At 69.9% G+C, this 24360-nt stretch carries 26 protein-coding genes; 11 read left to right on the plus strand and 15 right to left on the minus strand.

Translation table 11 applies throughout. The features are described 5' to 3' along the window. The first annotated feature begins 9 nt into the window (after positions 1-9). The 3 genes from fhcD (at position 10) to MTDSW087_RS22845 (ending at position 2217) form a co-directional block, all read left to right on the plus strand. Positions 10-957, plus strand: coding sequence for a formylmethanofuran--tetrahydromethanopterin N-formyltransferase (fhcD, locus tag MTDSW087_RS22835; RefSeq protein WP_144767171.1), 948 nt, complete (start codon positions 10-12; stop codon positions 955-957). After that, positions 954-1748: a formylmethanofuran dehydrogenase subunit C gene (locus MTDSW087_RS22840; RefSeq protein WP_144767172.1), complete on the plus strand. Its 795-nt coding sequence runs from the start codon at positions 954-956 to the stop codon at positions 1746-1748. Before fhcD ends, MTDSW087_RS22840 begins: the two co-directional genes overlap by 4 nt. A 262-nt stretch (positions 1749-2010) precedes the next feature. Further along, positions 2011-2217 (plus strand): hypothetical protein, encoded by a 207-nt coding sequence (locus MTDSW087_RS22845; RefSeq protein ID WP_144767173.1) that lies wholly within the window; start codon positions 2011-2013, stop codon positions 2215-2217. A 233-nt stretch (positions 2218-2450) separates the two neighbouring features. On the opposite strand, the gene MTDSW087_RS22855 is transcribed toward MTDSW087_RS22845, so the two are convergent. Next, positions 2451-4784, minus strand: a complete 2334-nt coding sequence (locus MTDSW087_RS22855) for an NADP-dependent malic enzyme (protein WP_144767175.1) — start codon at positions 4782-4784, stop codon at positions 2451-2453. A 66-nt stretch (positions 4785-4850) separates the two neighbouring features. Here MTDSW087_RS22855 and MTDSW087_RS22860 point away from each other — a divergent pair, with 66 nt between their 5' ends. Together MTDSW087_RS22860 and MTDSW087_RS22865 are read left to right on the plus strand one after the other, a co-directional pair. Beyond that, entirely contained in the window at positions 4851-5459 is a 609-nt protein-coding gene (locus MTDSW087_RS22860) for a CatB-related O-acetyltransferase (RefSeq protein WP_144767207.1), read from the plus strand. Positions 5460-5499: 40 nt separating this feature from the next. Then, positions 5500-5766 carry a DUF3297 family protein gene (locus MTDSW087_RS22865; RefSeq protein WP_144767208.1) on the plus strand — a complete coding sequence of 89 codons (267 nt, stop codon included), beginning with the start codon at positions 5500-5502 and terminating at the stop codon, positions 5764-5766. Here the strand turns inward: MTDSW087_RS22865 and MTDSW087_RS22870 are convergent. The 3 genes from MTDSW087_RS22870 to aspS are packed head-to-tail and all read right to left on the minus strand — an operon-like array spanning position 5721 to position 8802. Next, entirely contained in the window at positions 5721-6059 is a 339-nt protein-coding gene (locus MTDSW087_RS22870; protein WP_144767176.1) for a hypothetical protein, read from the minus strand. The two genes, MTDSW087_RS22865 and MTDSW087_RS22870, sit on opposite strands and share 46 nt — an antisense overlap. Further along, a complete protein-coding gene (locus MTDSW087_RS22875) occupies positions 6056-6943 on the minus strand; it encodes a glycosyltransferase family 2 protein (RefSeq protein ID WP_144767177.1) in 888 nt (295 codons plus the stop codon). The genes MTDSW087_RS22870 and MTDSW087_RS22875 overlap by 4 nt, the downstream gene beginning before the upstream one ends. Positions 6944-6987: 44 nt before the next feature. Beyond that, a complete protein-coding gene (gene aspS, locus MTDSW087_RS22880; protein ID WP_144767178.1) occupies positions 6988-8802 on the minus strand; it encodes an aspartate--tRNA ligase in 1815 nt (604 codons plus the stop codon). A gap of 250 nt (positions 8803-9052) precedes the next feature. Here aspS and MTDSW087_RS22885 point away from each other — a divergent pair, with 250 nt between their 5' ends. The 6 genes from MTDSW087_RS22885 to xoxJ all read left to right on the plus strand — a co-directional run bounded on the left by MTDSW087_RS22885 (position 9053) and on the right by xoxJ (position 15533). Beyond that, the gene (locus tag MTDSW087_RS22885; protein WP_238179101.1) at positions 9053-9472 is read left to right on the plus strand and encodes a hypothetical protein; all 420 of its coding nucleotides are present in this window, start codon (positions 9053-9055) and stop codon (positions 9470-9472) included. Positions 9473-9545: 73 nt separating this feature from the next. Beyond that, positions 9546-10700, plus strand: coding sequence for a ribonuclease D (gene rnd, locus MTDSW087_RS22890; RefSeq protein WP_144767179.1), 1155 nt, complete (start codon positions 9546-9548; stop codon positions 10698-10700). Positions 10701-10843: 143 nt separating this feature from the next. Continuing rightward, the gene (locus tag MTDSW087_RS22895) at positions 10844-11131 is read left to right on the plus strand and encodes a hypothetical protein (protein ID WP_144767180.1); all 288 of its coding nucleotides are present in this window, start codon (positions 10844-10846) and stop codon (positions 11129-11131) included. 1001 nt (positions 11132-12132) lie between these two features. After that, a complete protein-coding gene (xoxF1, locus tag MTDSW087_RS22900; RefSeq protein WP_144767181.1) occupies positions 12133-13938 on the plus strand; it encodes a lanthanide-dependent methanol dehydrogenase XoxF1 in 1806 nt (601 codons plus the stop codon). Positions 13939-14073: 135 nt separating this feature from the next. Continuing rightward, on the plus strand, positions 14074-14685 hold the full coding sequence (locus tag MTDSW087_RS22905; protein ID WP_144767182.1) for a c-type cytochrome, methanol metabolism-related: 612 nt from the start codon (positions 14074-14076) through the stop codon (positions 14683-14685). Then, complete coding sequence (xoxJ, locus tag MTDSW087_RS22910; protein WP_144767183.1) at positions 14685-15533, plus strand: rare earth element methanol dehydrogenase accessory protein XoxJ; 849 nt, start codon at positions 14685-14687, stop codon at positions 15531-15533. The genes MTDSW087_RS22905 and xoxJ overlap by 1 nt, the downstream gene beginning before the upstream one ends. A 115-nt stretch (positions 15534-15648) precedes the next feature. Here the strand turns inward: xoxJ and folK are convergent, their stop codons facing one another. The 11 genes from folK to MTDSW087_RS22970 form a co-directional block, all read right to left on the minus strand. Then, complete coding sequence (folK, locus tag MTDSW087_RS22915; RefSeq protein WP_144767184.1) at positions 15649-16122, minus strand: 2-amino-4-hydroxy-6-hydroxymethyldihydropteridine diphosphokinase; 474 nt, start codon at positions 16120-16122, stop codon at positions 15649-15651. Beyond that, positions 16119-16484, minus strand: a complete 366-nt coding sequence (gene folB / locus MTDSW087_RS22920) for a dihydroneopterin aldolase (protein WP_144767185.1) — start codon at positions 16482-16484, stop codon at positions 16119-16121. The genes folK and folB overlap by 4 nt, the downstream gene beginning before the upstream one ends. Further along, the gene (folP, locus tag MTDSW087_RS22925; RefSeq protein WP_373321977.1) at positions 16481-17260 is read right to left on the minus strand and encodes a dihydropteroate synthase; all 780 of its coding nucleotides are present in this window, start codon (positions 17258-17260) and stop codon (positions 16481-16483) included. Before folP ends, folB begins: the two co-directional genes overlap by 4 nt. Positions 17261-17643: 383 nt before the next feature. Beyond that, positions 17644-18006, minus strand: a complete 363-nt coding sequence (locus tag MTDSW087_RS22935; protein WP_144767187.1) for a hypothetical protein — start codon at positions 18004-18006, stop codon at positions 17644-17646. Further along, the gene (locus MTDSW087_RS22940; RefSeq protein ID WP_425324728.1) at positions 17987-18685 is read right to left on the minus strand and encodes a hypothetical protein; all 699 of its coding nucleotides are present in this window, start codon (positions 18683-18685) and stop codon (positions 17987-17989) included. Before MTDSW087_RS22940 ends, MTDSW087_RS22935 begins: the two co-directional genes overlap by 20 nt. Before the next feature lie 8 nt (positions 18686-18693). Continuing rightward, positions 18694-19839 (minus strand): pyrroloquinoline quinone biosynthesis protein PqqE, encoded by a 1146-nt coding sequence (pqqE, locus tag MTDSW087_RS22945; protein WP_144767189.1) that lies wholly within the window; start codon positions 19837-19839, stop codon positions 18694-18696. After that, complete coding sequence (gene pqqC, locus MTDSW087_RS22950) at positions 19836-20924, minus strand: pyrroloquinoline-quinone synthase PqqC (protein ID WP_144767190.1); 1089 nt, start codon at positions 20922-20924, stop codon at positions 19836-19838. The genes pqqE and pqqC overlap by 4 nt, the downstream gene beginning before the upstream one ends. Positions 20925-21247: 323 nt before the next feature. Continuing rightward, on the minus strand, positions 21248-22147 hold the full coding sequence (pqqB, locus tag MTDSW087_RS22955) for a pyrroloquinoline quinone biosynthesis protein PqqB (RefSeq protein ID WP_144767191.1): 900 nt from the start codon (positions 22145-22147) through the stop codon (positions 21248-21250). Between the two features lie 45 nt (positions 22148-22192). Further along, positions 22193-22282 (minus strand): pyrroloquinoline quinone precursor peptide PqqA, encoded by a 90-nt coding sequence (pqqA, locus tag MTDSW087_RS22960; RefSeq protein ID WP_007564431.1) that lies wholly within the window; start codon positions 22280-22282, stop codon positions 22193-22195. Positions 22283-23189: 907 nt separating this feature from the next. Further along, entirely contained in the window at positions 23190-24164 is a 975-nt protein-coding gene (locus MTDSW087_RS22965; RefSeq protein ID WP_144767192.1) for an efflux RND transporter periplasmic adaptor subunit, read from the minus strand. Beyond that, positions 24164-24358: a DUF1656 domain-containing protein gene (locus MTDSW087_RS22970; RefSeq protein ID WP_144767193.1), complete on the minus strand. Its 195-nt coding sequence runs from the start codon at positions 24356-24358 to the stop codon at positions 24164-24166. The genes MTDSW087_RS22965 and MTDSW087_RS22970 overlap by 1 nt, the downstream gene beginning before the upstream one ends. Positions 24359-24360 lie beyond the last annotated feature (2 nt).

Raw genomic sequence — 24360 nt, forward strand, 5'->3', positions numbered from 1 at the left:
CCGAGGCCCATGACTGAGACCACCCCCCTCACCCTCAACGGCATCCCGGTCGAGGATACCTTCGCCGAGGCCTTCGACGTGGCCGGCACCGCGCTGATCGTCACCAACGACACCGCGCGCTGGGCGATGATCGCCGCCACCGTGATGACGGGCTTCGCCACCTCGGTGATCGGCTGCGGCGCCGAGGCCGGGATCGACGCCGAGCTCTCGCCCGAGGAGACGCCGGACGGTCGCCCGGGCGTGCGCATCCTGCTGTTCGGCTTCGAGCCGAACGGGCTGAAGGACCAGCTGATCAAGCGCGTCGGCCAGTGCATCCTCACCTGCCCCGGCACCGCCTGCTACGCGGGCGTCGAGGGGCCGACCAAGATCAAGCTCGGCGGCGCGATCCGCTATTTCGGCGACGGCTTCGCGGTCGCCAAGCGCCTGCCCGACGCGACGGGCAAGGCGCGCCGCTACTGGCGCATCCCGGTGATGGACGGCGAGTTCCTCTGCGAGGACTTCGTCCAGGCGGTGGACGGCGCGGTCGGCGGCGGCAACCTGCTCTTCCTCGGCCGCAAGCACGCCGACACCCTGCAGGTGGCCGAGATCGCGGTGGAGGCGGCCAAGGCCGTCCCCGGCGCGATCCTCCCCTTCCCCGGCGGCATCGTGCGCTCGGGCTCGAAGGTCGGCGGCCGCACCAAGGGCATGATGGCCTCGACCAACGACGCCTATTGCCCGACGCTGAAGGGGCGGGCCGGCTCGATGCTGCCGCCCGACTGCAACGTGGTGCTGGAGATCGTGATCGACGCCCTCACCTCGCAGGGCGTCTCGGACTCGATGCGCGCGGCGCTCCACGCGGCCACCGAGATCGGCGCCAAGCACGGGCTGCTCGCGGTCACGGCCGGCAATTACGGCGGCAATCTCGGCCGCCACCATTACCACTTGCGCGACCTGATCGCGAAGGAGGCGAGCGCGTGAGCGTCCTGACCTTGCGCGAGGCGCCCCCCGAGCGCCTCGATCTCCTCCACGTCAACCCGCTCTCCCTGTCGGGCCTCTCCGAGGCCGAGGCCGAGCGGCTGCCCGTCGGCACCAGCCGGCGCGGCCTCACCCTCGGCGATTGCTTCACGGTGAAGCTCGACGGCTCGGACACGCTGGTGATCGCGGGCGGGCACGAGCGGCTCGACCGGGTCGGCGCCGCGCTCTCGCAAGGGTCGATCCGCGTCGAGGGCGATGTCGGCCAGCGCCTCGGCGCCGGCATGGCGGGCGGCAGCCTTACCGTCACCGGGAATGCCGGGCCCTTCGCGGGCTCGGGCGCCACCGGCGGCACCATCACGGTCGAGGGCGATGCGGGCGACCATGCCGGCGGGGCGGTCTACGCCGCCAAGGCCGGGCTCGACGGGGCGACCCTGGTGATCCGCGGCAGCGCCGGCGACCATCTCGGCGATTCCATGCGCCGCGGCCTGATCGTGGTGGAGCGGGCGGGCGCCTTCGCGGGCGCGCGTATGATCGCGGGCACCATCGCGGCCGGCAGCGTCGGCGACCATCCCGGCTACGGCATGCGCCGCGGCACCCTGCTCACCGGCGGCCACGGCGCCCTGATGCCGACCTTCGTGGAGACCGGCGCCCTCGACCTCGTCTATCTGCGCCTGCTCGCCCGCAGCCTGCGGGCGGTGAGCCCGCGCCACGCCGACCTCGCCTCGGGCGCGCCCCGGCGCTACGCGGGCGACCTTGCCACGATCGGCAAGGGCGAGCTCTGGGTGGCGGGCTGAGCGGGGCGGAGACGCGCATCGTCCCACCCTCGACCTCATCCTGAGGCGCCGGAGCGCAGCGGAGGCCTCGAAGGAGGCCTCCAGCCGCCTCGCGATCCCTGGGGCCTCCTTCGAGGGCCGCCCGCGCGGCCACCTCAGGATGAGGCCGCTGGATGGGATGAAGCCGGCCGCTGAACCGTGACGCCCCTGGGCGGTCCCCGCTCCTGCATCATATGGCAGCGAACGGCCGCCGGACGGCCGGCCCGAGAACCGGGGAACGCCGATGCTCATCCTGCTCTCGATCTGCCTCGTCGCGCAGCCGACCACCTGCAAGGAGGACAGGATCGAGCTGTCCTACGAGGCGACGAGCCCGTTCATCTGCCTGCGCAACTCGCAGAGCGCGCTCGCGACCTGGCAGGAGAGCCATCCCGAATGGCATGTCGCCCGCTGGCGCTGCGCTGCGCGGGGGAGCCAGCCGAAGGATCTGTGAGGCGCGCCGTCGCCGAACTCCAGCGCGTCCCCCTCTCCCCGCCGGGCGGGGAGAGGCCTGCCTGCACCGTGTCGTGCAGGCAGGAAGCGGAGGCGTAAGCCGGAGCGGCGGTGAGGGGGCGGCTCCGGAAGAGATTCCGCCTGAATCGCCCCCTCACCCCCGGCTGCCGCCTCGCTTCATGCCCCGGCAAGGGGGCATGAAGCCCTCTCCCCGCAGGCGGGGAGAGCGGGGTGTCACTCCGAGATCAGCCCGAGGCCGGCCTCGGCCGAATCCGCGCTGACGCCCTCGGCGCTCCCCTGCGCCTCCACCACCGCCGCTGTGGTGACGTTCACGATGCCGCGGGCGGTCACCGAGGGGGTGAGGATGTGGGCGGGCTTGGCCGGCCCGATCAGCAGCGGGCCCACCGGCAGCGCGTCGGCCAGAACCTTGGCGAACTGGAAGGCGATGTTGGCCGCGTCGAGGTTCGGGAAGACGAGGATGTTGGCCGAGCCCTTCAGCCGCGAGCCCGGCAGGACCCGGTCGCGGGTCAGCTCGGAGAGGGCCGAATCGGCCTGCATCTCGCCGTCGACCTGCAGGTCCGGGGCGCGCTCGTGCAGGAGCCCGAGCGCGGTGCGCATCTTCACGGCCGAGGTCGAATCGGACTGGCCGAAATCGGAATGGCTGAGGAGCGCGATCTTCGGGGTCAGGCCGAATCGGGTGACGTGGTTGGCGCAGGCGACCGCCACCTCGGCGATCTCCTCGGCGGAGGGGTCCTGCCGCACATGGGTGTCGGCGAGGAAGTAGGCGCCCTTCTTCGTCACGATGAGGCTCATCGCGGCGCATTGCGTCAGGCCGGGCTTGAGGCCGATCACGTCGCGGATGATGCGCAGGCGCGTCTCGAACCGGCCCTCCAGGCCGCAGATCAGCGCGTCCGCCTCGCCCCGGCGCACGGCGATGGCGCCGATCACCGTGGTGTTGGTGCGGACCAGCGTGCGCGCCGCCTCCGGCGTGATGCCGCGCCGGCCGGCCACGTCGAGATAGGTCTGGACGTATTTGCGGTAGCGCGGATCGTCCTCGGGATCGATCAGCTCGAAGTCGCGGCCCTCCTGGATCGACAGGCCGAAGCGCTTGAGCCGGGTCTCGACCACGCGCGGGCGGCCCACCAGGATCGGCTTGGCGACGCCGTCCTCGACGATGGCCTGCACGGCGCGCAGCACGCGCTCGTCCTCGCCCTCGGCGTAGATGACGCGCTTCGGCGCCTCCTTCGCCTTGGAGAAGAGCGGCTTCATGATGAAGCCGGAGCGGTGCACGAAGCGGTCGAGCGATTCGGCGTAGGCCTCGATGTCGGCCACCGGGCGCCCGGCGACGCCCGAATCCATCGCCGCCTTGGCGACGGCGGGGGCGATGCGCAGGATCAGGCGCGGGTCGAACGGGCTCGGGATCAGCGAGCGGGGGCCGAAGGGCCGGGCCTCGCCGCCATAGGCGCGGGCGACCACGTCCGAGGGCGTCTCGCGGGCGAGCGCCGCGATCGCCTTCACGGCGGCCTTCTTCATCTCCTCGTTGATCTTGCTCGCGCCGACATCCAGCGCGCCGCGGAAGATGTAGGGGAAGCAGAGGACGTTGTTGACCTGGTTCGGGAAGTCCGAGCGCCCGGTGCAGATCATCGCGTCCGGCCGCGCCTTCTCGGCGAGGTCCGGCATGATCTCCGGATAGGGGTTGGCGAGCGCCATGATGAGCGGCTTCTCGGCCATCGTCTCGAGATATTCGGGCTTCAGCACGCCGCCGGCCGAGAGGCCGATGAAGATGTCGGCGCCCGGGATCACCTCGGCGAGCGTCCGCGCCTCGGTCTCCTTCGCGTAGACGTCCTTCCAGCGGTCCATCAGCTCGGTGCGGCCCTTGAAGACCACGCCCTTGATGTCGGTGACCGTGATGTTCTCGACCCGGGCGCCGAGGGAGACCAGGATGTTGAGGCAGGCGAGCGCCGCCGCGCCCGCGCCGGAGGTGACGATCCGGGCGTCCTCCAGCTTCTTGCCCGCGAGCTCCAGGCCGTTGAGGACGGCGGCCGCCACGATGATCGCGGTGCCGTGCTGGTCGTCGTGGAAGACCGGGATGTTCATCCGCTCCCGGCAGCGCTCCTCGACCTCGAAGCACTCGGGGGCTTTGATGTCCTCCAGGTTGATGCCGCCGAAGGTCGGCTCCAGGGCGCAGACCACGTCGACGAGCTTGTCGACGTCCTTCTGGTCGACCTCTATGTCGAACACGTCGATGCCGGCGAACTTCTTGAAGAGGACGGCCTTGCCCTCCATCACCGGCTTCGAGGCGAGCGGGCCGATATCGCCGAGGCCGAGCACGGCGGTGCCGTTCGAGAGCACGGCGACGAGGTTCTGGCGGATGGTGAGGGTCGCGGCCTCCTGCGGGTCCTCGTGGATCGCCATGCAGGCGGCGGCCACGCCCGGCGAGTAGGCGAGCGCGAGGTCGCGCTGGTTGCCGAGCGGCTTCGTCGCCTGGATCTCCAGCTTCCCGGGCTTGGGCAGGCGGTGGTAGACGAGCGCCCCGGACTTCAGGTCCTCGGACATGTTCTCGGCCATGACCCTCTCTCCCGCTCCCTGGAACCGTTGCGGCGCGGCGGCAGGCCACGCCCCTTGAAGGCCCTGTTGCACCGGCTGCGCAGTGGGCGCAACCCGAACAACGAGACACGGATCCACCTCGCGAAACTGGTTTCCCGCTACGGTTTCTCCATCGGCGCCTATTCCTACGGGCGGCCGAAGGTCCGCTTTCCGGAGTCCGGGCAGCACCTGACGATCGGGCGCTACTGTTCCATCGCGGACCGGGTCGAGATCCTGCTCGGGGGCGGGCACCGGCTCGACTGGGTGGCGACCTACCCCTTCGCGGCGATGCGCGTGCATTTCCCCGACGCGGAGGCGCCGGCGGATTACCACGCCTCCCGCGGCGGCGTGACGATCGGGCACGACGTCTGGCTCGGCTCGGGCTGCATGATCCTGTCCGGCGTCACGGTCGGCCACGGGGCGGTGGTGGCCGCCCGCGCGGTGGTGAGCCGCGACGTGCCGCCCTACGCGGTGGTCGCCGGCAACCCGGCCCGGGTGGTGCGCACCCGCTTCGACCCCGAGACGGTTGCCGCCCTCCTCGAGACGGCGTGGTGGGACTTGGCCCCGGAGACCGTGTCGCGGCTCGTCCCCCTGCTCTGCAGCGAGCGGACGGACGAGCTCGTCGCCGCGCTCCGCGCCGTTGCGCCGCCCCGCTGAATCGCCTACCCGCAGCGGTTTCGAGATAGAGACGATGCCGATGTCCGACACGCCCCCCGACCGCCTCGCGGCCAACCCCAACAGCCCGTTTTACGACGAGAAGATGCTGGAACGCGGCGTCGGCGTGCGCTTCAAGGGCGTCGAGAAGACCAATGTCGAGGAATACTGCGTCAGCGAGGGCTGGGTGCGGCTCTCGGCCGGCAAGACCCTCGACCGCGCCGGCAACCCGATGACGGTGAAGCTGAAGGGACCGGTCGAGCCCTATTTCCGCGACGCCGAGGATGCCGCGTCGACGCCCGAGGCCTGAGCCGCCACCCGCCTGAGGCCGCCCGCATAGTCGCGCAACGCCGCCTCGACCAGGGCGGCGACCTGCGCGTGCGTCCGCGGCGCCCGCACGACGAGGCTCGCCAACACCTCCGGATGCCCGCGCCGCTGCTTCGGCGTGCGGGCATGGTTCGAGAGGCGCAGGCGCCAGGGGCTGCCGTCCTGCGCCAGATAGAGGCTGTCGCCGCGCTCGTTCCGGGCGACCACGCGGAAGCCGTGCCCGGCCAGCAGCGCCGCCGCGCGGGCGAGGGCCTGGAGCGGTGGCAGCGTGCTCATCGTAGGGCCTCCAGCCCCTCCCGCTCCAGCGCCCCCCGCCCGCGCAGGGCGGCGAGCGCCCCGGCGGCCGAGCCGCCGTAGCGCTCCCAGCCGGCGCGGCGGAAGACGAGGAGGGAGAGCGCGGCCTTCGGCGCGTTGGCGAGCAGCGTGGCGAGGCTCGGGTCGGGCAGGCCGTATTTGCGGGCGACGTAGGCCTTCGACCAGGCGAGGTGCCAGCGGGCGCGGAAGACCCGGCCGCGCTCCGGGGCCGAGGAGCGCCCGCGCCCGTGCAGGGCCACCGCCCCGTGCACGTGGACGAGGGCGCGGCCCGCATCGGCGACGCGGCGGCAGAGGTCGTCGTCCTCGTAGAACAGGAAGATCGACGCGTCGAAGCCGCCCAGGCCGAGCAGGAAGGCCCGCTCCGCCATCAGGCAGGCGCCGGAGAGGAAGGGCGCGCAGGCATCGCCCTCCGGCAGGTCGCGGCGGCCCTTGGCGTTCGCGAGGTAGGGGCTCAGGAAGGACTGGGCCTGGAAGAAGAAGCGCCCGTCCGGCTCGACGATGCGCGGGGCGTAGAGTCCCGCATCCGGATAGGCGCGGACGGCCTCGCGCAGGGCCGAAGCGGCGCCGGGCTGCAGGATCAGGTCCGGGTTGAGGATGAGGATGTGGGTCGCGCCCTCGGCCGACCGCAGGCCGAGATTGTTGGCCCGGCCGTAGCCCTCGTTGCGGGGATTGCGCAGGACGCGCGCGCCGAGCCGCTCCGCCAGATCCGCCGAGCCGTCGCGGCTCGCATTGTCGACGACGATCGCCGGCACGCCCTCGCGCGCCAGGGCCGCGAGGCAGTCCGGGAGCGCGTGGGCGCTGTCGTGGGCGACGACGATCGCGACGATGTCCGGCACGTGAACCATCCATCTCCCTCCCCCCGCTGCGGGGGAGAGGGTTGGGCCGCGCCTTAAGCCTTCTTCTCGGGCAGGTTCAGGCGGATGTGCAGCTCGCGGAGCTGCTTGGCCGTCGCCTCGGAGGGCGCGCTCATCATCAGGTCCTCGGCGCGCTGGTTCATCGGGAACAGCACCACCTCGCGGATGTTCGGCTCGTTGCAGAGGAGCATCACGATGCGGTCGACGCCGGGCGCGATGCCGCCGTGCGGCGGGGCGCCGAGGCGCAGCGCCGAGAGCATGCCGCCGAACTTCGCCTCCAGCACATCCTTGCCGTAGCCGGCCAGCCCGAAGGCCTTCTCCATGATCTCCGGCTTGTGGTTCCGGATGGCGCCCGAGGACAGCTCGATGCCGTTGCAGACGATGTCGTACTGGAAGGCCTTGATGCCGAGGATCGTCTCCGCGTCGGCCTCGCCGAGGTTCAGGAAGGCCTCGTGGTCGAAGTTCGGCATCGAGAACGGGTTGTGCGAGAAGTCGATCTTCTTCTCGTCCTCGTTCCACTCGAACATCGGGAAGTCGGTGATCCAGCAGAAGGCGTACTGGTCCTTGTCCGACAGGTCGAGGTCGTCGCCGATGCGGATGCGGGCCTTGCCGGCGAGCGCCGCCGCCTTGGCCTCGGGGCCGGCGGCGAAGAACACCGCGTCGCCGGCCTTCGCGCCGGCCTTCTGCGCGATGCGCGCCTGGATCTCGGCCGGGATGAACTTGGCGATGGGGCCGCGGCCCGTGAGCTGGCCGCCCTCCTCCTCGAACACGATATAGCCGAGGCCGGGCGCGCCCTCGGAGCGGGCCCAGTCGTTCAGCTTGTCGAAGAAGGAGCGCGACTGGGAGGCCGCGCCCGTGGCGGGGATGGCGCGGACCACGCCGCCCGACTTGATCACGCCCTTGAACGCCTTGAACTCGACCGCGTCCTCGGCGAACTCGTCCGTCACGTCGGCGATGATCAGCGGGTTGCGGAGGTCCGGCTTGTCGACGCCGTATCTCAGCATGGCGTCGGCATAGGTGATGCGCGGGAACACGTCGGTGACGCGCTTGCCCTCGGCGAATTCCTCGAACACGCCGCGCAGCACCGGCTCCACCGACTGGAACACGTCCTCCTGCGTGACGAAGCTCATCTCGATGTCGAGCTGGTAGAACTCGCCCGGGGAGCGATCCGCCCGCGCATCCTCGTCGCGGAAGCAGGGCGCGATCTGGAAGTAGCGGTCGAAGCCCGCGATCATCGTGAGCTGCTTGAACTGCTGCGGCGCCTGCGGCAGCGCGTAGAACTTGCCGGGATGCAGGCGCGAGGGCACCAGGAAGTCGCGCGCGCCCTCGGGCGACGAGGCGGTCAGGATCGGCGTCTGGAACTCGAAGAAGCCGCCGTCCCGCATGCGGCGGCGGAGCGCGTCGATGATCGCGCCGCGCTTCATGATGTTGGCGTGGAGCTTCTCGCGTCGGAGATCCAGGAAGCGGTAGCGCAGCCGCGTCTCCTCCGGATACTCCACGTCGCCGAAGACCGGCAGCGGCAGCTCGGCCGCCGCGCCCAGCACCTCGAGGTCGTCGATATAGACCTCGATCGCGCCGGTCGGCAGCTCGGGATTCTCCGTGCCGGCGGGGCGCTGGCGGACGCGCCCGTCGATGCGGATCACCCATTCGGAGCGCACGCCCTCGGCCAGTTTGAAGGCCTTGGAATCGGAGTCCACCACGCACTGCGTCAGGCCGTAATGGTCGCGCAGATCGATGAACAGCACGCCGCCATGGTCGCGGATGCGGTGGCACCAGCCGGAGAGGCGGGTGGTCCCGCCGACGTCGGACGGGCGGAGCGCGCCGCAGGTATGGGAACGGTAACGGTGCACGGCAGGCTCTTCGGGCAGGCTCTCGGGAACGAGCCGGGCACCATTCACGGGAGGCCCCCCAAGTCAAGCGCGGGGCCGGGCTCGGCCCTGGCGAAACGGCGCGACAGGCCCGCTCCCGTTCGGGAGAGGGTTGGGGTGAGGGACGAGACCTGTCCGGAGTGGTCGCGACGACCGGCTGCATGCATGCCCCGGGGCACCTAAATCCCTCGCGCGTCTACCGGAATCGGGGTCGGATCCCCATATGACGTCCATGAACGCGCACGCCTTTTCCCGCTTCCACGGGGGGCGGCCCGAGCCCCTCGGCGAGGCCGCCCCGCCCGTCCCGGCCCCCGCCCCTGGCTGGAGCCTGATGCCGCTCTCCGGCCGGTTCGAGCTCGTCTACGAGGACGGCCAGGGCGTCTGGAGCCGCCGCACCGTCGAGGCCCGCGAGCTGAAGCTCGGGCCCGGCCGCACCCTGCTCGGCGGCATCGATCCCGGCCGCGGCGGCTATCGCGGCTTCCGGACCGACCGCATCCGCCGCCTCACCGACGCCGCCACCGGCGAGCGGCTGGAGGGCGGCATCCTCGACTGGCTGATGGCCCGCGCCGAGGCGCAGCGCCGGGCGGATGCCGCGCGCATCCGCCGGAACGCCCGGGCCCGCCGCCGGGCCGCCCTGGCGGAGGTCGCCTGAATCGCGCGTCGTTCGCTGGGGAGGGCGCGGGCCGCCGCTCCCCAAGCCGGGAAACCTCCGGTATAGCCGAGCGATGGACCTGATCAGCACGACCCCGGCACTGCGCGACGCCTGCGCAAAGCTGGCCACGCAGCCCTTCGTGACCGTCGACACGGAGTTCATGCGCGAGACCACCTATTATCCGAAGCTCTGCCTCATCCAGATGGCGGGCCCGGACGAGACGGCCGTGCTGGTCGACCCGCTGGCCAAGGACATCGACCTCAAGCCCTTCCTCGACCTCATGGCCGACGAGGGCGTGGTGAAGGTGTTCCACTCCGCCCGGCAGGATCTGGAGATCATCTGGCTGATGGGCGGCCTGCTGCCGCAGCCCTTCTTCGACACGCAGGTCGCCGCGATGGTCTGCGGCTACGGCGATTCCGTCTCCTACGAGCAGCTCGTCAACGACCTCGCCAAGGCCAAGATCGACAAGTCCTCGCGCTTCACCGACTGGTCGCGCCGGCCCCTCTCCGAGGCGCAGCTCGCCTACGCCCTGTCCGACGTGACGCATCTCGTGAAGATCTACGAGGTGCTGGCGGGCGAGCTCCTGCGCACCGACCGCGGCGCCTGGCTCGACGAGGAGATGGGCGTGCTCACCTCCCCCGAGACCTACCGGGCCGATCCGGAGCTCGCCTGGCGCCGGCTCTCGGGGCGGATGCGCAAGCCCCGCGAGATCGCGGTGCTGACCGAGGTTGCCGCCTGGCGCGAGCGCGAGGCGCAGAGCCGGAACGTGCCGCGCGGGCGCATCCTGAAGGACGAGGCGGTGATCGACGTGGCGACGAGCGCGCCCCGCAGCGTCGAGGCCCTCGGCCGCCTGCGCACCATCCCCGCCGGCTTCGAGCGCTCGCGCACCGGCGCCGACATCCTCGCCGCGGTGGAGCGGGGCTTCGTCCGCGACCTCGCCGAGATCAGCATGCCGGAGCGCGCCCGCGGGCGCAGCGGCGGCAACGGCGCGCTGGTCGAGCTGCTCAAGGTGCTGCTCAAGGCGGTGTGCGAGAACGAGGGCGTCGCGCCCAAGATCATCGCCACCGTGGACGATCTGGAGGCGGTCGCCGAGGACGATTCGGCGGACGTGCCCGTGCTGCACGGCTGGCGCCGGAGCCTGTTCGGCGAGAAGGCGCTGGCGCTGAAGCACGGCCGCCTCGCGCTCTCGGCTGAGGGCGGGCGCATCGTGGTGCGCGACCTCGTCTGAGCGGGGACAGGCCCGGCGCGACGGGCTGCATCCGGCCGGATTTGTCGTGAGGGCCGGGGTCGGGGCGGCGTGACAGCGGGGCGGGCCGGGATTAAACGGCAATGGTCTTGCCGCTTTCTCCCGCCCTCTCCGCGTCGCGTCCGATGGCCGAACCCAACGAAGTCCTGAAGACGCTGACGGGTCTCGGGATCGTCACGGCCGAGGGCTGCCAGCCCGCCCGTGTGCGCTACCGGATCGTGATCGAGCGCCGCGCCGAGGCGCTGATCGCCTACGGCACCCTGCGCGGCAGCCATGCCAGCCTGCGGCCGATCTGGCTGGAGCCCGATTCCCAGCTCCGCCTCCGCAACGGCCGGCGCCTCGATATCGCGGTGACGGATCTCGTCGGCGACATGGCCGAGTTCGAGAGCACCGGCGGCATCAGCCTGCTCTGAGCGCCGGTTCGACGTCCATGTCTCGAGGCGAGCCGGTCATCGGAGCGGTTCCGCGGATCCCCTCGCCCCGCCTGCGGGGAGAGGGCTCCATACCCCCTCGTCGGGGTATGGAGCGAGGCGGCCGCCGAGGGTGAGGGAGCCTCCTCCGGAATCACCCCCTCACCGTCGCTGCCGCTCGTCGCGCCGACGACGGGGTCGTCGCGACCCTCTCCCCGCATCGATCCCGGGCCTGCCCGGGATCGCCACCGAAAGGCCGAAGTCGGGTAAACCCGACTTCGGGCGGGGAGAGGGGGCCGCTGATCGCCGAAGTGGTCGACTGGACGCGGGATGAAGCCGGTCCCGCCCCATCGAATCTCTTGCCGGCAAGGCGTCGCGAGTCCCGCCGCCAGGGCTTCCAACAATCCCTCCAAAGTCCGGCGTCCCGCCCGCGTCAGGTCTTTCCCGGCTGCGGCGTGAGGGCGCAGATCCGGGATGATTGCGCAATTGACAGCGGCAGGCTCTGCACCTGCAGATCATCCCCGTTTTGCACTGCTTCCAATGCGGGGCGGCCGAAGTTCAAGTCGTTCCCGCTCCAGCATGGGGTTGGTTGTGCGCAACGTGCATGCATGCTGGCTAACCGACGCTCAAAGCCGCGCATTCCGCATGGATGGCAGAGAGGGACCGGTGTCGAGATACCATCTCTGACTTGGCCTATGTGCAGTGCGGTGTCGGATTGTGCGAAGCAACATTGCCGAGCACTGGGGATTTGCGCCGTTCCAGCGCGTTCCGGCGCTCTATGGCGGATTGACGGCGCTCAAATTTCTCTTAGAGTTCCCTCAAGCCTCGGTTTCGAGGAGCTGGCCCAAGGGATGGCCGGCTCTGGTTCGGTGCTCGTTCGGCACCGTAGAGCGACCCGCTACCGAGGCGTCATCGAAATCCCTGTCGCAAACAGCAGGTCGGGTCCCGCAGCCGCGGACTGAACACCCGTGGCCTAAGACCTCAAAGACTTGTCGGAGGAATCCATGAGAGCGGTTCATCTCCTCGCCCTCGGCGCGGGTGTCGCGGCCATCGCCGCGCCGGCCTTCGCCAATGACAGCGTCATGAAGGGCATCGCCAACCCGGCGGAGCAGGTGCTCCAGACGGTCGACTACGCCAACACCCGTTACTCGAAGCTCGACCAGATCAACGCGTCGAACGTGAAGAACCTCCAGGTCGCCTGGACGTTCTCGACCGGCGTGCTGCGCGGCCACGAGGGCTCGCCCCTCGTCGTCGGCGACATGATGTACGTCCACACCCCCTTCCCGAACATCGTCTACGCCCTCGACCTGAACAACGAGGCGAAGATCGTCTGGAAGTACGAGCCCAAGCAGGATCCGTCCGTGATCCCGGTCATGTGCTGCGACACGGTCAACCGTGGCCTGGCCTATGCCGACGGCGCGATCATCCTGCACCAGGCCGACACCACCCTCGTGTCGCTCGACGCCAAGACCGGCAAGGTCAACTGGTCGGTCGTGAACGGCGACCCGAAGAAGGGCGAGACCAACACCGCGACCGTTCTCCCGGTCAAGGACAAGGTCATCGTCGGCATCTCGGGCGGCGAGTTCGGCGTGAACTGCCACGTCACCGCCTACGACCTGAAGTCGGGCAAGAAGGTGTGGCGCGGCCACTCCCAGGGGCCTGACGCCGACATGATCATGGATCCCGAGAAGACCACCTCTCTCGGCAAGCCCGTCGGCAAGGACTCCTCGCTGAAGACCTGGGAAGGCGATCAGTGGAAGACCGGCGGCGGCTGCACCTGGGGCTGGTTCTCCTACGATCCGAAGCTCGACCTGATGTACTACGGCTCGGGCAACCCCTCGACCTGGAACCCGAAGCAGCGTCCGGGCGACAACAAGTGGTCCATGACGATCTGGGCGCGTAACCCGGACACCGGCATGACCAAGTGGGTCTACCAGATGACCCCCCACGACGAGTGGGACTACGACGGCATCAACGAGATGATCCTCACCGACCAGAAGGTCGACGGTAAGGAGCGTCCGCTGCTGACCCACTTCGACCGTAACGGCTTCGGCTACACCCTCGACCGTGCGACCGGCGAACTCCTCGTCGCCGAGAAGTACGATCCGGTGGTGAACTGGGCCACCAAGGTCGACATGGACAAGGGTTCGAAGAACTACGGCCGTCCGCTGGTCGTGTCGAAGTACTCGACCGAGCAGAACGGCGAGGACGTGAACTCGAAGGGCATCTGCCCGGCGGCTCTGGGCACCAAGGACCAGCAGCCGGCGGCCTACTCGCCCAAGACCAGCCTGTTCTACGTGCCCACCAACCACGTCTGCATGGACTACGAGCCCTTCAAGGTCTCGTACACCCCGGGCCAGCCCTACGTTGGTGCGACCCTGTCGATGTACCCCGCCCCGAACTCGCACGGCGGCATGGGTAACTTCATCGCCTGGGACGGCGTGAACGGTAAGATCAAGTGGTCGAACGCCGAGCAGTTCTCGGTGTGGTCGGGCGCTCTGGCCACCGCTGGCGACGTCGTCTTCTACGGCACCCTCGAGGGCTACCTGAAGGCTGTCGACTCGAAGACGGGTAAGGAACTGTACAAGTTCAAGACCCCGTCGGGCATCATCGGCAACGTGATGACCTACCAGCACAAGGGCAAGCAGTTCGTGGGCGTCCTGTCGGGCGTCGGCGGCTGGGCGGGCATCGGCCTCGCGGCCGGCCTCACCGATCCGAATGCCGGTCTCGGCGCGGTCGGCGGCTACGCGGCCCTGTCCAACTACACCAACCTCGGCGGTCAGCTGACCGTGTTCACGCTGCCGAACTAATCGGTCGCAGCGTGAGTGGTGAATGAGGGTGCCGGCGCGGGTTTCCGCGCCGGCACTCTTATGATTAGAGTGACTTGCAAGAAGGCCGGTCAGGCCATGGGGGCCGAAACCGAGCCTTCGAGGGAGAGACGTCCATTGCACCACCTCAGCACCTTCGTTACGCGGCCGCTCGTGGCTGCCCTCGCCCTAGCAACCGTTGGTCTGGTTGCCGTACATGCTGAGGATGCCAAGCCTGCCGCCCCCGCCCTCGCCAACTCTCTGAACCCGAACGACAAGTCCGCGGAGCCCGACGAGAAGCTCCTCAAGAAGGACGTCGCCGTGAAGGTCGAAGACGGCAAGTATTTCGATGCCGAGGGCCATCCGACCTTCCACGTCACCGACCAGGGCAAGAAGGTCGACTGGTATGCCTATTCGGGCTACCGCCGCTATCACGCCGAGTGCCACGTCTGCCACGGCCCGGACGGCATGGGCTCGACCTACGCGCCCGCCCTCAAGGATTCGCTGAAGCACCTCTCCTACGAGGAGTTCATCGGCATCCTGGCCGGCGGCAAGCAGGACGTCTCCAGCTCCGAGCAGAAGGTCATGCCGGCCTTCGGCGATAACAAGAACGTCATGTGCTACGCCGACGACCTGTACGTCTACCTGAAGGCCCGCGCCGCCGGCGCCATGGGCCGCATCCGCCCGGGTGACAAGGAAGACAAGCCGGAGGCGGCCAAGAAGAACGAGAAGGAGTGCCTGGGCGGTTGATGACCCCCGGCACCGCGACGCGGGTCACCGCGGCCTGCGCGCTCCTGCTGCTTGCGGCAGGGGCGCGTGGCGCTTCCGCACAGCACCTGCCCGACCTCGTCACCACGGACACGCTCCGGGTGTGCGGCGATCCGGGCAACATGCCCTTCTCCGAGCGGAAGGAGGACGGCTTCGAGAACCGGATCGCGGCCATCGTCGCCGACGAGCTGAAGGTCAAGGTCCGCTATTACTGGCTGACGCAGGGACCGGGCTTCGTCCGCAACACCCTCGGCACGGGCCTGTGCGACATCATCATCGGCTCGGCCTTCGGCAGCGAGCTGATCCAGAGCACCAATCCCTATTACCGCTCGACCTACACGCTGGTGACCCGCAAGGGCGAGTTCACCGACGTGACCGGGCTCGACGACCAGCGCCTCAAAGGCAAGCGCATCGGCGTCATCGCCGGCACGCCCCCCGTCAACCGGATGGGCGATCTCGGCCTGATCCCGGGGATGAAGGCCTACGCGCCCTACCAGCTCGACCCGGCCCGCAAGCACCAGACGGTCTCGGCCGAGGTGATCGCGGACCTCGCCGCGGGCAGCATCGACGCCGCCGTGCTCTGGGGACCGGCCGCCGGCTGGCTCGCCAGGCAATCGGGCAAGCCGATGGATGTGGTGCCGCTCCTCAAGGAGCCGGACCGCCCGGCCATGACCTACCGCATCGGCATGGGCGTGCGCCCGGGCGAGGAGGACTGGAAGCGCCAGCTCAACACGATCCTGCGCAAGCGCCGCGCCGATATCGAGAAGGTCCTGCGCGACTTCGACGTGCCCCTCCTCGACGAGAACGAGAACAAGCTCCTCCAGAACTGATCCCGGGTTTCCAAAGGGATCATCCCTTTGGTGGGGTGCCGGGGCGAAGCCCCGGCGTCATTCCAGGGCTCCGCCCTGGACCCGCGAGAGGGATGATCCCTCTCGACGCCCGGGATCACACCGGCGCGATGCCGGTGGCGTCGAGCTTGGCGAGCGCCTCGGTCACCGTCTCGTCGCCGATCGTCAGGTCGGGGGCGATCTCGGCGAGCGGCACCAGCACGAAGGCGCGCTGGCGCACGAAGCGGTGCGGCAGGATCAGGCGCTCGTCCTCCACCGTCGCGCCCGCATAGGACAGCACGTCGATGTCGATGACGCGCGGGCCCCAGCGGCGCTCGCGCACCCGGCCCAGCTCCTTCTCGACGGCGAGGCAGGCGTCGAGGAGCCCGTGCGGGTCGAGGTCGGTCTCGACGGCGAGCGCTCCGTTGAGGAACCAGTCCTGGTCGGTGTCGCCCCAGGGCGGCGTGCGGTAGTTGCGCGAGCGCGCGGCGATCCGGATGCCGGGCCGGGCGGCGAGCCCCGCCACCGCGGCGTCGAGCATCGCGGCCTTGTCGCCGATATTGCTGCCGAGCCCGAGATAGGCCTGGGTCACGCGCGCCCCCGGGTGATCGCGACGGTGACGCCGTCGAGGATGGCGGGGATCGGCGCGCTCGGCTTGTCCACCGCGACCGTGATCGTGCGGATGCGCGCGAACCGCGCCAGGATCTCGGCGGCGATCGTCTCGGCCAGCGCCTCGATCAGCTTGAAGCGGCGCTCGGTGGCGATGCCGACCGCGATCTCGGTGAGGTCGGCATAGCTCACGGTCTCGGCGACGTCGTCGGAGCGGCCGGCGGCGGCGAGGTCGAGCACGGCGTCGAGCGAGATGTAGAAGCGCTGGCCGAGCCGCGCCTCCTCCTCCAGCAACCCGTGCCGGGCGAAGACCGCGATGCGGTGGACGCGGATATGGTCGCTCACGCGCGGGTCTCCGGGCGCATCACCGCGTCGACCACGCGCATGGCATCCACATGGGCGGAGACGTCGTGCACGCGCACGATGTCGGCGCCGAGCGTCGCGGCCAAAGCATGGGCCGAGAGCGAGCCGTAGAGCCGGTCGGCGGGCTTCGTCTCACGGTCGTGCAGGCGCCCGAGCAGGGACTTTCGCGAGACGCCGACGAGCAGGGGGAAGCCCAGCGCCCGGATCTCGGGCAGGCGGCGGAGCGCCTCCAGATGCTGCTCCCAGCTCTTGCCGAAGCCGACGCCCGGATCGAGCACGATGTCGGCATCCGCGATGCCGGCGGCGCGAGCGATGTTAAGCGAGCGCTCGAAGAAGCGCAGCATGTCCGCGACGATGTCGATCGCCGGATCGATCGTCTCGCGGTTGTGCATGATGATCACCGGCGCGCCGTGGGCGGCGGCGACCCGGGCGATCTCGGGCTCCCGCTGCAGGCCCCAGACGTCGTTGACGATGGTGGCGCCCGCCTCCAGCGCGACCTTCGCGGTCGAGGCCTTGTAGGTGTCGATGGAGATCGGCACGGAGAGCTGCGGCGCCAGCGCCCGGATGACGGGCAGGACGCGGGCCTGCTCCTCCTCGGCCGGCACCGGGGTGTGGCCGGGCCTCGTCGATTCCCCGCCGATGTCGAGGATCGCGGCGCCCTCGGCCACCAGCGTCCCGGCCTGGGCGCGGGCCTCCGCCTCGCCCCGGAACAGGCCGCCATCCGAGAAGGAATCGGGGGTGACGTTGAGGATGCCCATCACCAGCGTGCGCCGCCCGAGACCGGGCAGCAGGCGGGCGAGGGATGAGGGCGGCGGGCTCACGCGCGGGACGATCTCCGGCTGTCGAAGGCTCGGGTTTGGCCGAATCCGTTAGCCCGCGCAACAGCCTCCGCTCAGCGGTTCATGGTGCGGAAGCGGCAGGCGCGGCCGGTATCGCGGATCGCTCCGATCGGCCTCTGCCCGTCATGCCGCTCCATCCCGCGACCTCATCCTGAGGTGGCAGCGCGGAGCGCCGCCCTCGAAGGAGCCCTCCAGCAGGCACGGAGATCCCCGGAGGGCTCCTTCGAGGCCCGTTCGCGCGGGCACCTCAGGATGAGGTGAGGGATGGGACGAGGGGCGGCTCCGTGGGAAGCCGCCTGTCCTCAGCCCCGGTAGCAGCGGATCTCCGCCTCGGCCTGGGCGCGGCGCAGGTCCGCGACCTTGTCGTCGAAGATCTTGGTCTGACGGAACTCGTTGGAACGCTGGCCGATGCCCTGGCGCATGGACAGGATCGTGCTCGCCTGCACGTACTTGTCGTAAGGCAGGATCGCCGCGAGCTGGTCGAGCGAGCACGAGCATTTCTGCAGGTTCTCGCGGGTCTGGCCGTTGGCCGCCATGCAGGCGAAGACGTAGTCCACGCGCGCATCGGTGGGATAGTCGTTCTCCTCGGCGGCGCGGGCGCCGAGCGTCAGCCCGGCCAGCGCCAGGGCGGCGAGCGCCGCGGCCTCAACCCGCCTTCTGCTCATAGCTCAGCCTCTCCTCCAGGAGCTCGCCGCCGTCCGGCGTCTTCGACTGCGCCTCGATCGAGACGACCTCGCCGGGCACCTCGGGGGCGGTGATGAAGGTATAGGTCATGTTGGACATGCCGCGCATGCGCTCGGTCATGGCGTCGCCCTCGAAGGGCTTGGTCTCGACGCGCCAGCCATCGACCTCGCGGCCGCGGAAGCTGACCTTGACCGGGGTCACCACGGCCTTGTCGCGCAGGCCCTTGCGGATGGCGTTCTTCAGGTAGCGCGGGTTCGCCTCGAGCAGCTTGGCGAGGCCGCGCAGGTGGTTCTCGAGGAAGAGCGAGATCACCGGGTTGCCCGGCATGTCCTCGAAGGGGCCGGCAGGCACGCGGTTGAAGCCGGAGAACATGGTGACGCGGATGTTGCGGGCATCCGGCACCTTGGCCGCGTCCACGGTGAACACGATGGTGTCGTTCATCGGCGGCCCGTAGGGGCCTTTGGCGATCCCCGAGCGGCGCAGATAATCGTAGGTGATGGTCGAGCCGGGCGTCACGTTCTTCATCTGCGGCGCCTCGAAGAGCAGGTCCGAGGCGTTCGGCGCGGCGGCGTTCACCTTCGTGGGCGCGGGCGCGTCCTGGGCCAGCGCGGGCGCGAGCCCGGGCGCGGCGACGAGACCGAGCGCGAGGGCCGTCGTCACTAGAAACTTCACAGCGGGGCTTCCTCCTTGAGCGGCGACCGGACGTTGCTGCCGATCGTCCGGTAGACGTAGTCGGGCGGGTTCTCGGCCGCCTCCTCGGCGGCGAGCGCGCGCACCTTGGCATGGAGCGGCGAGAGCGAACAGGCCGGGTCCGTGGCCGCCGCGTCGCCCGCGAGCGCCAGCGCCTGGCAGCGGCAGCCGCCCCAATCCTTCTCGCGCCGGTCGCAGGAGCGGCAGGGCTCCTGCATCCAGTCGGTGCCGCGATAGGCGGTGAAGGCCGGCGCGTTCGTCCAGATGTCGCGGAGCGAATGCTCGGTGACGTACCAGAATTCGAGGTTCGGGATCATCTCGGCCGCGTGGCAGGGCAGCACCTTGCCCTGGGGCGTGACGTTCATCAGCTTGCGGCCCCAGCCGCCGGCGCAGGCCTTCGGATATTTGGCGTAATAGTCCGGCACCACGAGGTCGATGACGAGCTGGCCCTTCAGGCGCTCGCGCGCCGCCTCGACGATGCGGATCGAGCGGTCGACCTCGGCCTTGTTCGGCATCAGGGCGGCGCGGTTGACGTAGGCCCAGCCGTAATACTGCGTGTGGGCCACCTCCAGCCGCTTGGCGCCCATCTTCACCGCGAGGTCGATGAAGCCTTCGACCTCGTGGATATTGCCGCGGTGGATCACCGAGTTGAGCGTCAGCGGCAGGCCGAGCGCGACCACCGTCTCGGCGAACTTCATCTTCTGCGGCTGCGCGTTCTTCAGGCCGCCGATCTTCTCGGCGTTCTGCGCGTCGACGCCCTGCACCGAGAGCTGCACGTGGTCGAGCCCGACATCGTAGAGCGCCTGGAGCTTCTCCAGCGCCCCGCCGACGCCCGAGGTGATCAGGTTCGAGTAGAGGCCGAGCTTGGCGCAGGTCTGCGTGATCGCGACGATGTCCTGGCGCGCGGTCGGCTCGCCCCCCGAGAGGTGGACGTGCAGCACGCCGAGCTCGGCGGCCTCGGTGAGGACCCGCTGCCAGGTCTCCGTGTCGAGCTCCTTCGAGCGCCGGTCGAGCTCCAGCGGGTTCGAGCAATAGGGGCAGCGCAGGGGGCAGCGGTGCGTCAGTTCCGCCAGCAGCCCGACGGGGGCCGGGACGGCCGTCCGCTGCGGCGTGACGGCGTTCATCGTTCCAGGACTCTCTTCTGTGCGAGATCGGTGAGCATCACCAGGATGTCGGCCTCGATGACCGTGGCGTCGGCCGCGTAGGTCTCGGCGAGCGCCTGCGCGATCTGCGCGACGCTGCGGTTGCCGTCGACGAGCGAGAGCACCGCCACCGCGTTGTCGTCGAGATCGAAGGTGCGCTCGGGGGCGAGCAGCACGTGCTTGTCGCGGGCCTGGTCGAAGCGCATGCGCACGCCGCGGGGCAGGCGCGGCACGTCGCTCGCCACGAGGGTGCCGGCGGGGGCGCCGGCCGGCCCGCGCGCTGGCGCCTCGGCCACCAGCCCCTCGCCGGGCTCCCAGGCATCGGGCGGGACCATGCCGGGGGCGACATAGGCGAAGTACAGCGCGTCGAGCTGGGTCCACAGCACCGTGCACTTGAAGGTCAGCGCGTCCATCGCCGCCCGCTGCAAGTCCGGCGTGGTGGCGTGGCGCTTCACGTAGTCGAGCGCGAAATCCGCATCCCGCGGCGCCTGGGTCAGGCGCTTGTCGAAATAGGCCAGCGTCTCCTTGGTGATGAAGTCGTAGTTCTTCAGCATCCCGGCGACGCGCTCCGAGATGATGGTCGGCGAGAACATCTCGGTCAGCGATGAGGCGATCGCCTCGAGCAGGCTCTTCTGCGAGACGAAGTGCACGTAGGCGTCCACCGAGAAGCGCGTGGCCGAGAGGATGCCCTGCGTCGAGAGCACGTAGTCGCGGGCGAAGCCCACGCCCTCGGCGAGCTTGAGCCAGCGCTCGATGCCGCCGTCGCCCTCGTGGTCGCCGTCATGGTCGACGATGCGCTGGCGCCAGATCCGGCGGAGCGCGGCGTCCGGCAGGCGGGCGAGCAGCGCCGCGTCCTTCACCGGGATCATGGCCTGGTAATAGTAGCGGTTGAGCGCCCAGGCGCGGACCTGATCCTTGCCGAGCTTGCCGTCGTGCAGCAGGCGGTGGAACGGGTGCAGGTTGTGGTAGCGCCGGGCACCGATGTCGCGCAGAGCCGCCTCCAGCTCCTCCGGGCTCAGGAGGCGCTGGCTCGCGTCGGCGCCGGGGGTGGGGAAGGAGGCGTTCATGGCGTTTCCGTGCGTCCGTTCCGGTTCGCGTTGGCGTTCTTGGTCTTGGCCGGAGCGCGTGCCGGGCACGGCCAGCGGATCCGGTTCACATAGGTTCGCCCCGGGCCGAATGCCACCCGGGCCCAGGGCCGCAGGCCGGATCCCGACCGGTGCCGGATCACGATGGACCGGGCGCCGCGCCTCGATCCTTGATCCAGCGCATGGCGCGCCGGGCCGGCGCCCTAGAGCCGTTCCCGATCGCGTTGCAATCAGGAACGGCTCTAGGCTCTTGTTATGACGCGCTCTCTTGCGCCGAACCGGTGCCCGCTTCGGCGGAGAGCGCCCTAGAGGCTCAGCTCAAGCCCGTCATGGCCGACGGTCCAGCCCGCCGCCTCGATCTCGGCGCGCTCGGGCGAATCCTCGATCAGGACCGGGTTGGTGTTGTTGATGTGCACGAAGACCCGGCGGCCGATGGCCACGTCGCCGAGCGCGTCCACCGAGCCGTTCTCGCCGCGCATCGGCACGTGGCCCATGCGCCAGCCGGTCTTCACCCCGACGCCCGCGCGGATCATGTCGTCGTCGTAATAGACGGTGCCGTCGAAGAGCAGCGCGTCGGCGCCCGCGATCTGCCCCTTCAGCGTGTCGGTGACGCGGGCGCAGCCCGGCACGTAGGCGAGGCGGCGGCCGTTCGCCTCGATCATCGCGCCGACCGTGGTCTCGGTCTCGGCGCCGATCTGCATCGTCTCGTCCTCCAGCCAGAGCGGCACCTTGCCGGGGACCGGGAACAGGGTGACGGCGAGGCCGGGGAGCGGCTCGAAGCGGCGCTCCATGGCGACGGGCTCGCGCCCCACCACCGCGGCGGCCATCACGTCGAAGACGCGGTTGGCGTTCACCGAATCGAGGATGCCGGCCGTGCCGTAGAGGGTGAAGGGCTGGCCCTCGCGCAGCGTCAGCAGGCCGGCCACGTGGTCCACGTCGCCGTTGGTGAGCAGCACGGCCTTGATCGGCGAGTGGCGCAGGCCGTCCTGCGGATGCATCGCCGGCGTGTCGAAGAGCTGCTGCCGGATGTCGGGCGAGGCGTTCACCAGGAGCCAGTCCGTCCCGTTCGCGGAGACGGCGATGCTCGACTGGGTGCGGGGGCGGACGCGGCCCGGCTCGCGGCGGGCGGTCTCGCAGATGGGGCAGCGGCAATTCCACTGGGGAAGCCCGCCGCCGGCGGCCGAACCGAGGATCACGACGCGCATGGGTTCGCCCCTGGCAGCCTGCAACCCCCGGCCCGGCCCAACACCTCAGTTGAAGGTGTCGATCTCGGCGGACTCGTACGAGGTGACTTCCATGCCGACGCAGATCTCGGACACGACCGGGGCAGCCCACTTCATGGTGTTTCTCCTAGACTTCGGGTCATCCCCGTCCGGGCAACCATAAGGGAACCCTAAGACGTTGATGGCGCACCTGTTTTCGGGCGCCGGGCAGATATCGGCCATTCCGTGACCCGCTTCAAGCACTAAATTGCCGGATCCTCCCAAATTTTTCGTGATTACCTTGTGCACGATATAAGAGTGGACTTCATATTGCGATGCGCAAGCGGATCTCGCGGTGCGTCTGCCCGCGCCCCTTGCGGGGACGAGTTCGGGCATGCGTGTGGTTCAGGATGATGCGCCCCGGTGCCTTCTGCGCGACCCCCACCTCCGGCCCCTCCCCGCGAGGGGGAGGAGAGGCCCGCTCACGACCGAGCGGAGCAAGCGAAAGCGGTGTTGAGGGGACGAGGACATGGGTTCATCCCGCGCGCGACCTCTCTCGAGGCCGTCGGCGGGCTGGGCCGTCCGAAGGTTTTATGAGGCCGCGTGGCGGCCGACCGAACCGCGCCGGAGACGGCTTGAGGTGGGGCATTTCGCGTGTTCGAAGTCGCGCCGTTCTGGCCGCTTCTGCGCCCCTGGAGTCGTCTCCGCCGGGTTGTCCGCGTGAAGAGCCGCTAGGCTTCCGGCCGGGCTGTTCCGGAAGTGGTCGTTACGGCGTTATGCTGGGGTGGAGTCATGCCTGTCTCCTCAGCTTCGACCATAAGTCACCGTGCCAGATTATCGCGCTCCGCACGCTGCCTCTGGGTCGATTGTGCTTCCCTTCGCGAAGCACGCTGAGAGACTGCGTCCGTATTGTTTTGCCGTCAACCCGAAAAATGCACCCATTGTGGGAGTATTCGAATTTCAAGAGCTTGGCCGCAGTGCAACCGATTGCATCCATAGATTTACACCCGCCTAGGTTGCAGCGCGGAATAGACCCGGTTCGGCTTCAGGGCGCCCCCGTGACCGTGCGGCGCAGGTCGGCGAACCAGCCGGGATCGGCGCCCGTGCCCCGGTTCACCACCACGGTCGCGGTCATGCCGGCCACCAGCGGCACGCCGTCGGGCACGTGGTCGATGCGGATGCGCACGGGCACGCGCTGGGCGAGGCGCACCCAGGTATAGACCGGGTCGACATTGGGCAGCCCTTGCGTGCTCGGCGCCGCGTTCGCCGTCGCGATGCCGAGGGTGATGCTCTCCACGGTGCCGCGCAGGGGCGCGTCGTAGCCCATCAGCGCCATCTCGGCCGGGTCGCCCACATGGATGGCGGCCATCTTGGTCTCCTCGAAATAGCCGTCGATCCAGAAGGAATCGGTGTCGATCACCCGGACGTTGACGCTGCCCTGGCTGGCATAGTCGCCGACCCGCAGGAGCAGGTTGGTGACGCGCCCGTTCACCGGCGCGCGCACCGTGGTGCGCTGCAGGTTGACCCGGGCCTGGGCGAGCTGGGCCTTGGCCGTCTCCAGCGCCGCCTCGGCGATCTTGGCGGTGCCGGCGAATTGCTGCTTCTCCTCCACCGAGGTCGAGACGGTGGAGAGCTCCTGCCGCCGCACCGACTGGGCGTTCTTCACCTGCAGGTCGGCCTCGCGGTTCTTCACCTCGGCCTCGGCCTGGGTCACCGCCACCTCGAAGTCGAACGCCTCGATGACGTAGAGGACGTCGCCCCGCTTCACCGCCTGGTTGTCCGCGACCTTGAGGTCCACGATCTGGCCGGAGACCTGGGGCGCGACGCCGGCCACCTGCACGCGCACCCGCCCGTCCCGGGTCCAGGGGGCGGCCACGTAGAAGCGCCAGACCACGGCCGCAGCCGCCAGCGCGACGACGAGGACCAGCCCCGTGGCGGCGAGCCGGAGGATCCGGCGCGCGCGGCGGCCGGAATATGGCGCCTCCTCCTGCGGGGCGTGGGGATCGTCCGCGTCGGCCATCACAGCATCACGATCAGCAGGGCGAGGAGGCAGACGTAGAGCCCGGCCTCCGCGAGCGGCGGGTTGGCGAGGTAGCGGCCGAGGCGGATCCGGCTGAACAGCCGCCGCAGCACCACGAGGATCGCGAAGGCGCCCAGCGCGTAGGCGACGAAGGGCGAGACCAGCACGCCGCCGATGTCGATGTCCCGGTGCATCG

This window comes from Methylobacterium dankookense (assembly GCF_902141855.1).
GTDB classification, from domain to species: domain Bacteria; phylum Pseudomonadota; class Alphaproteobacteria; order Rhizobiales; family Beijerinckiaceae; genus Methylobacterium; species Methylobacterium dankookense.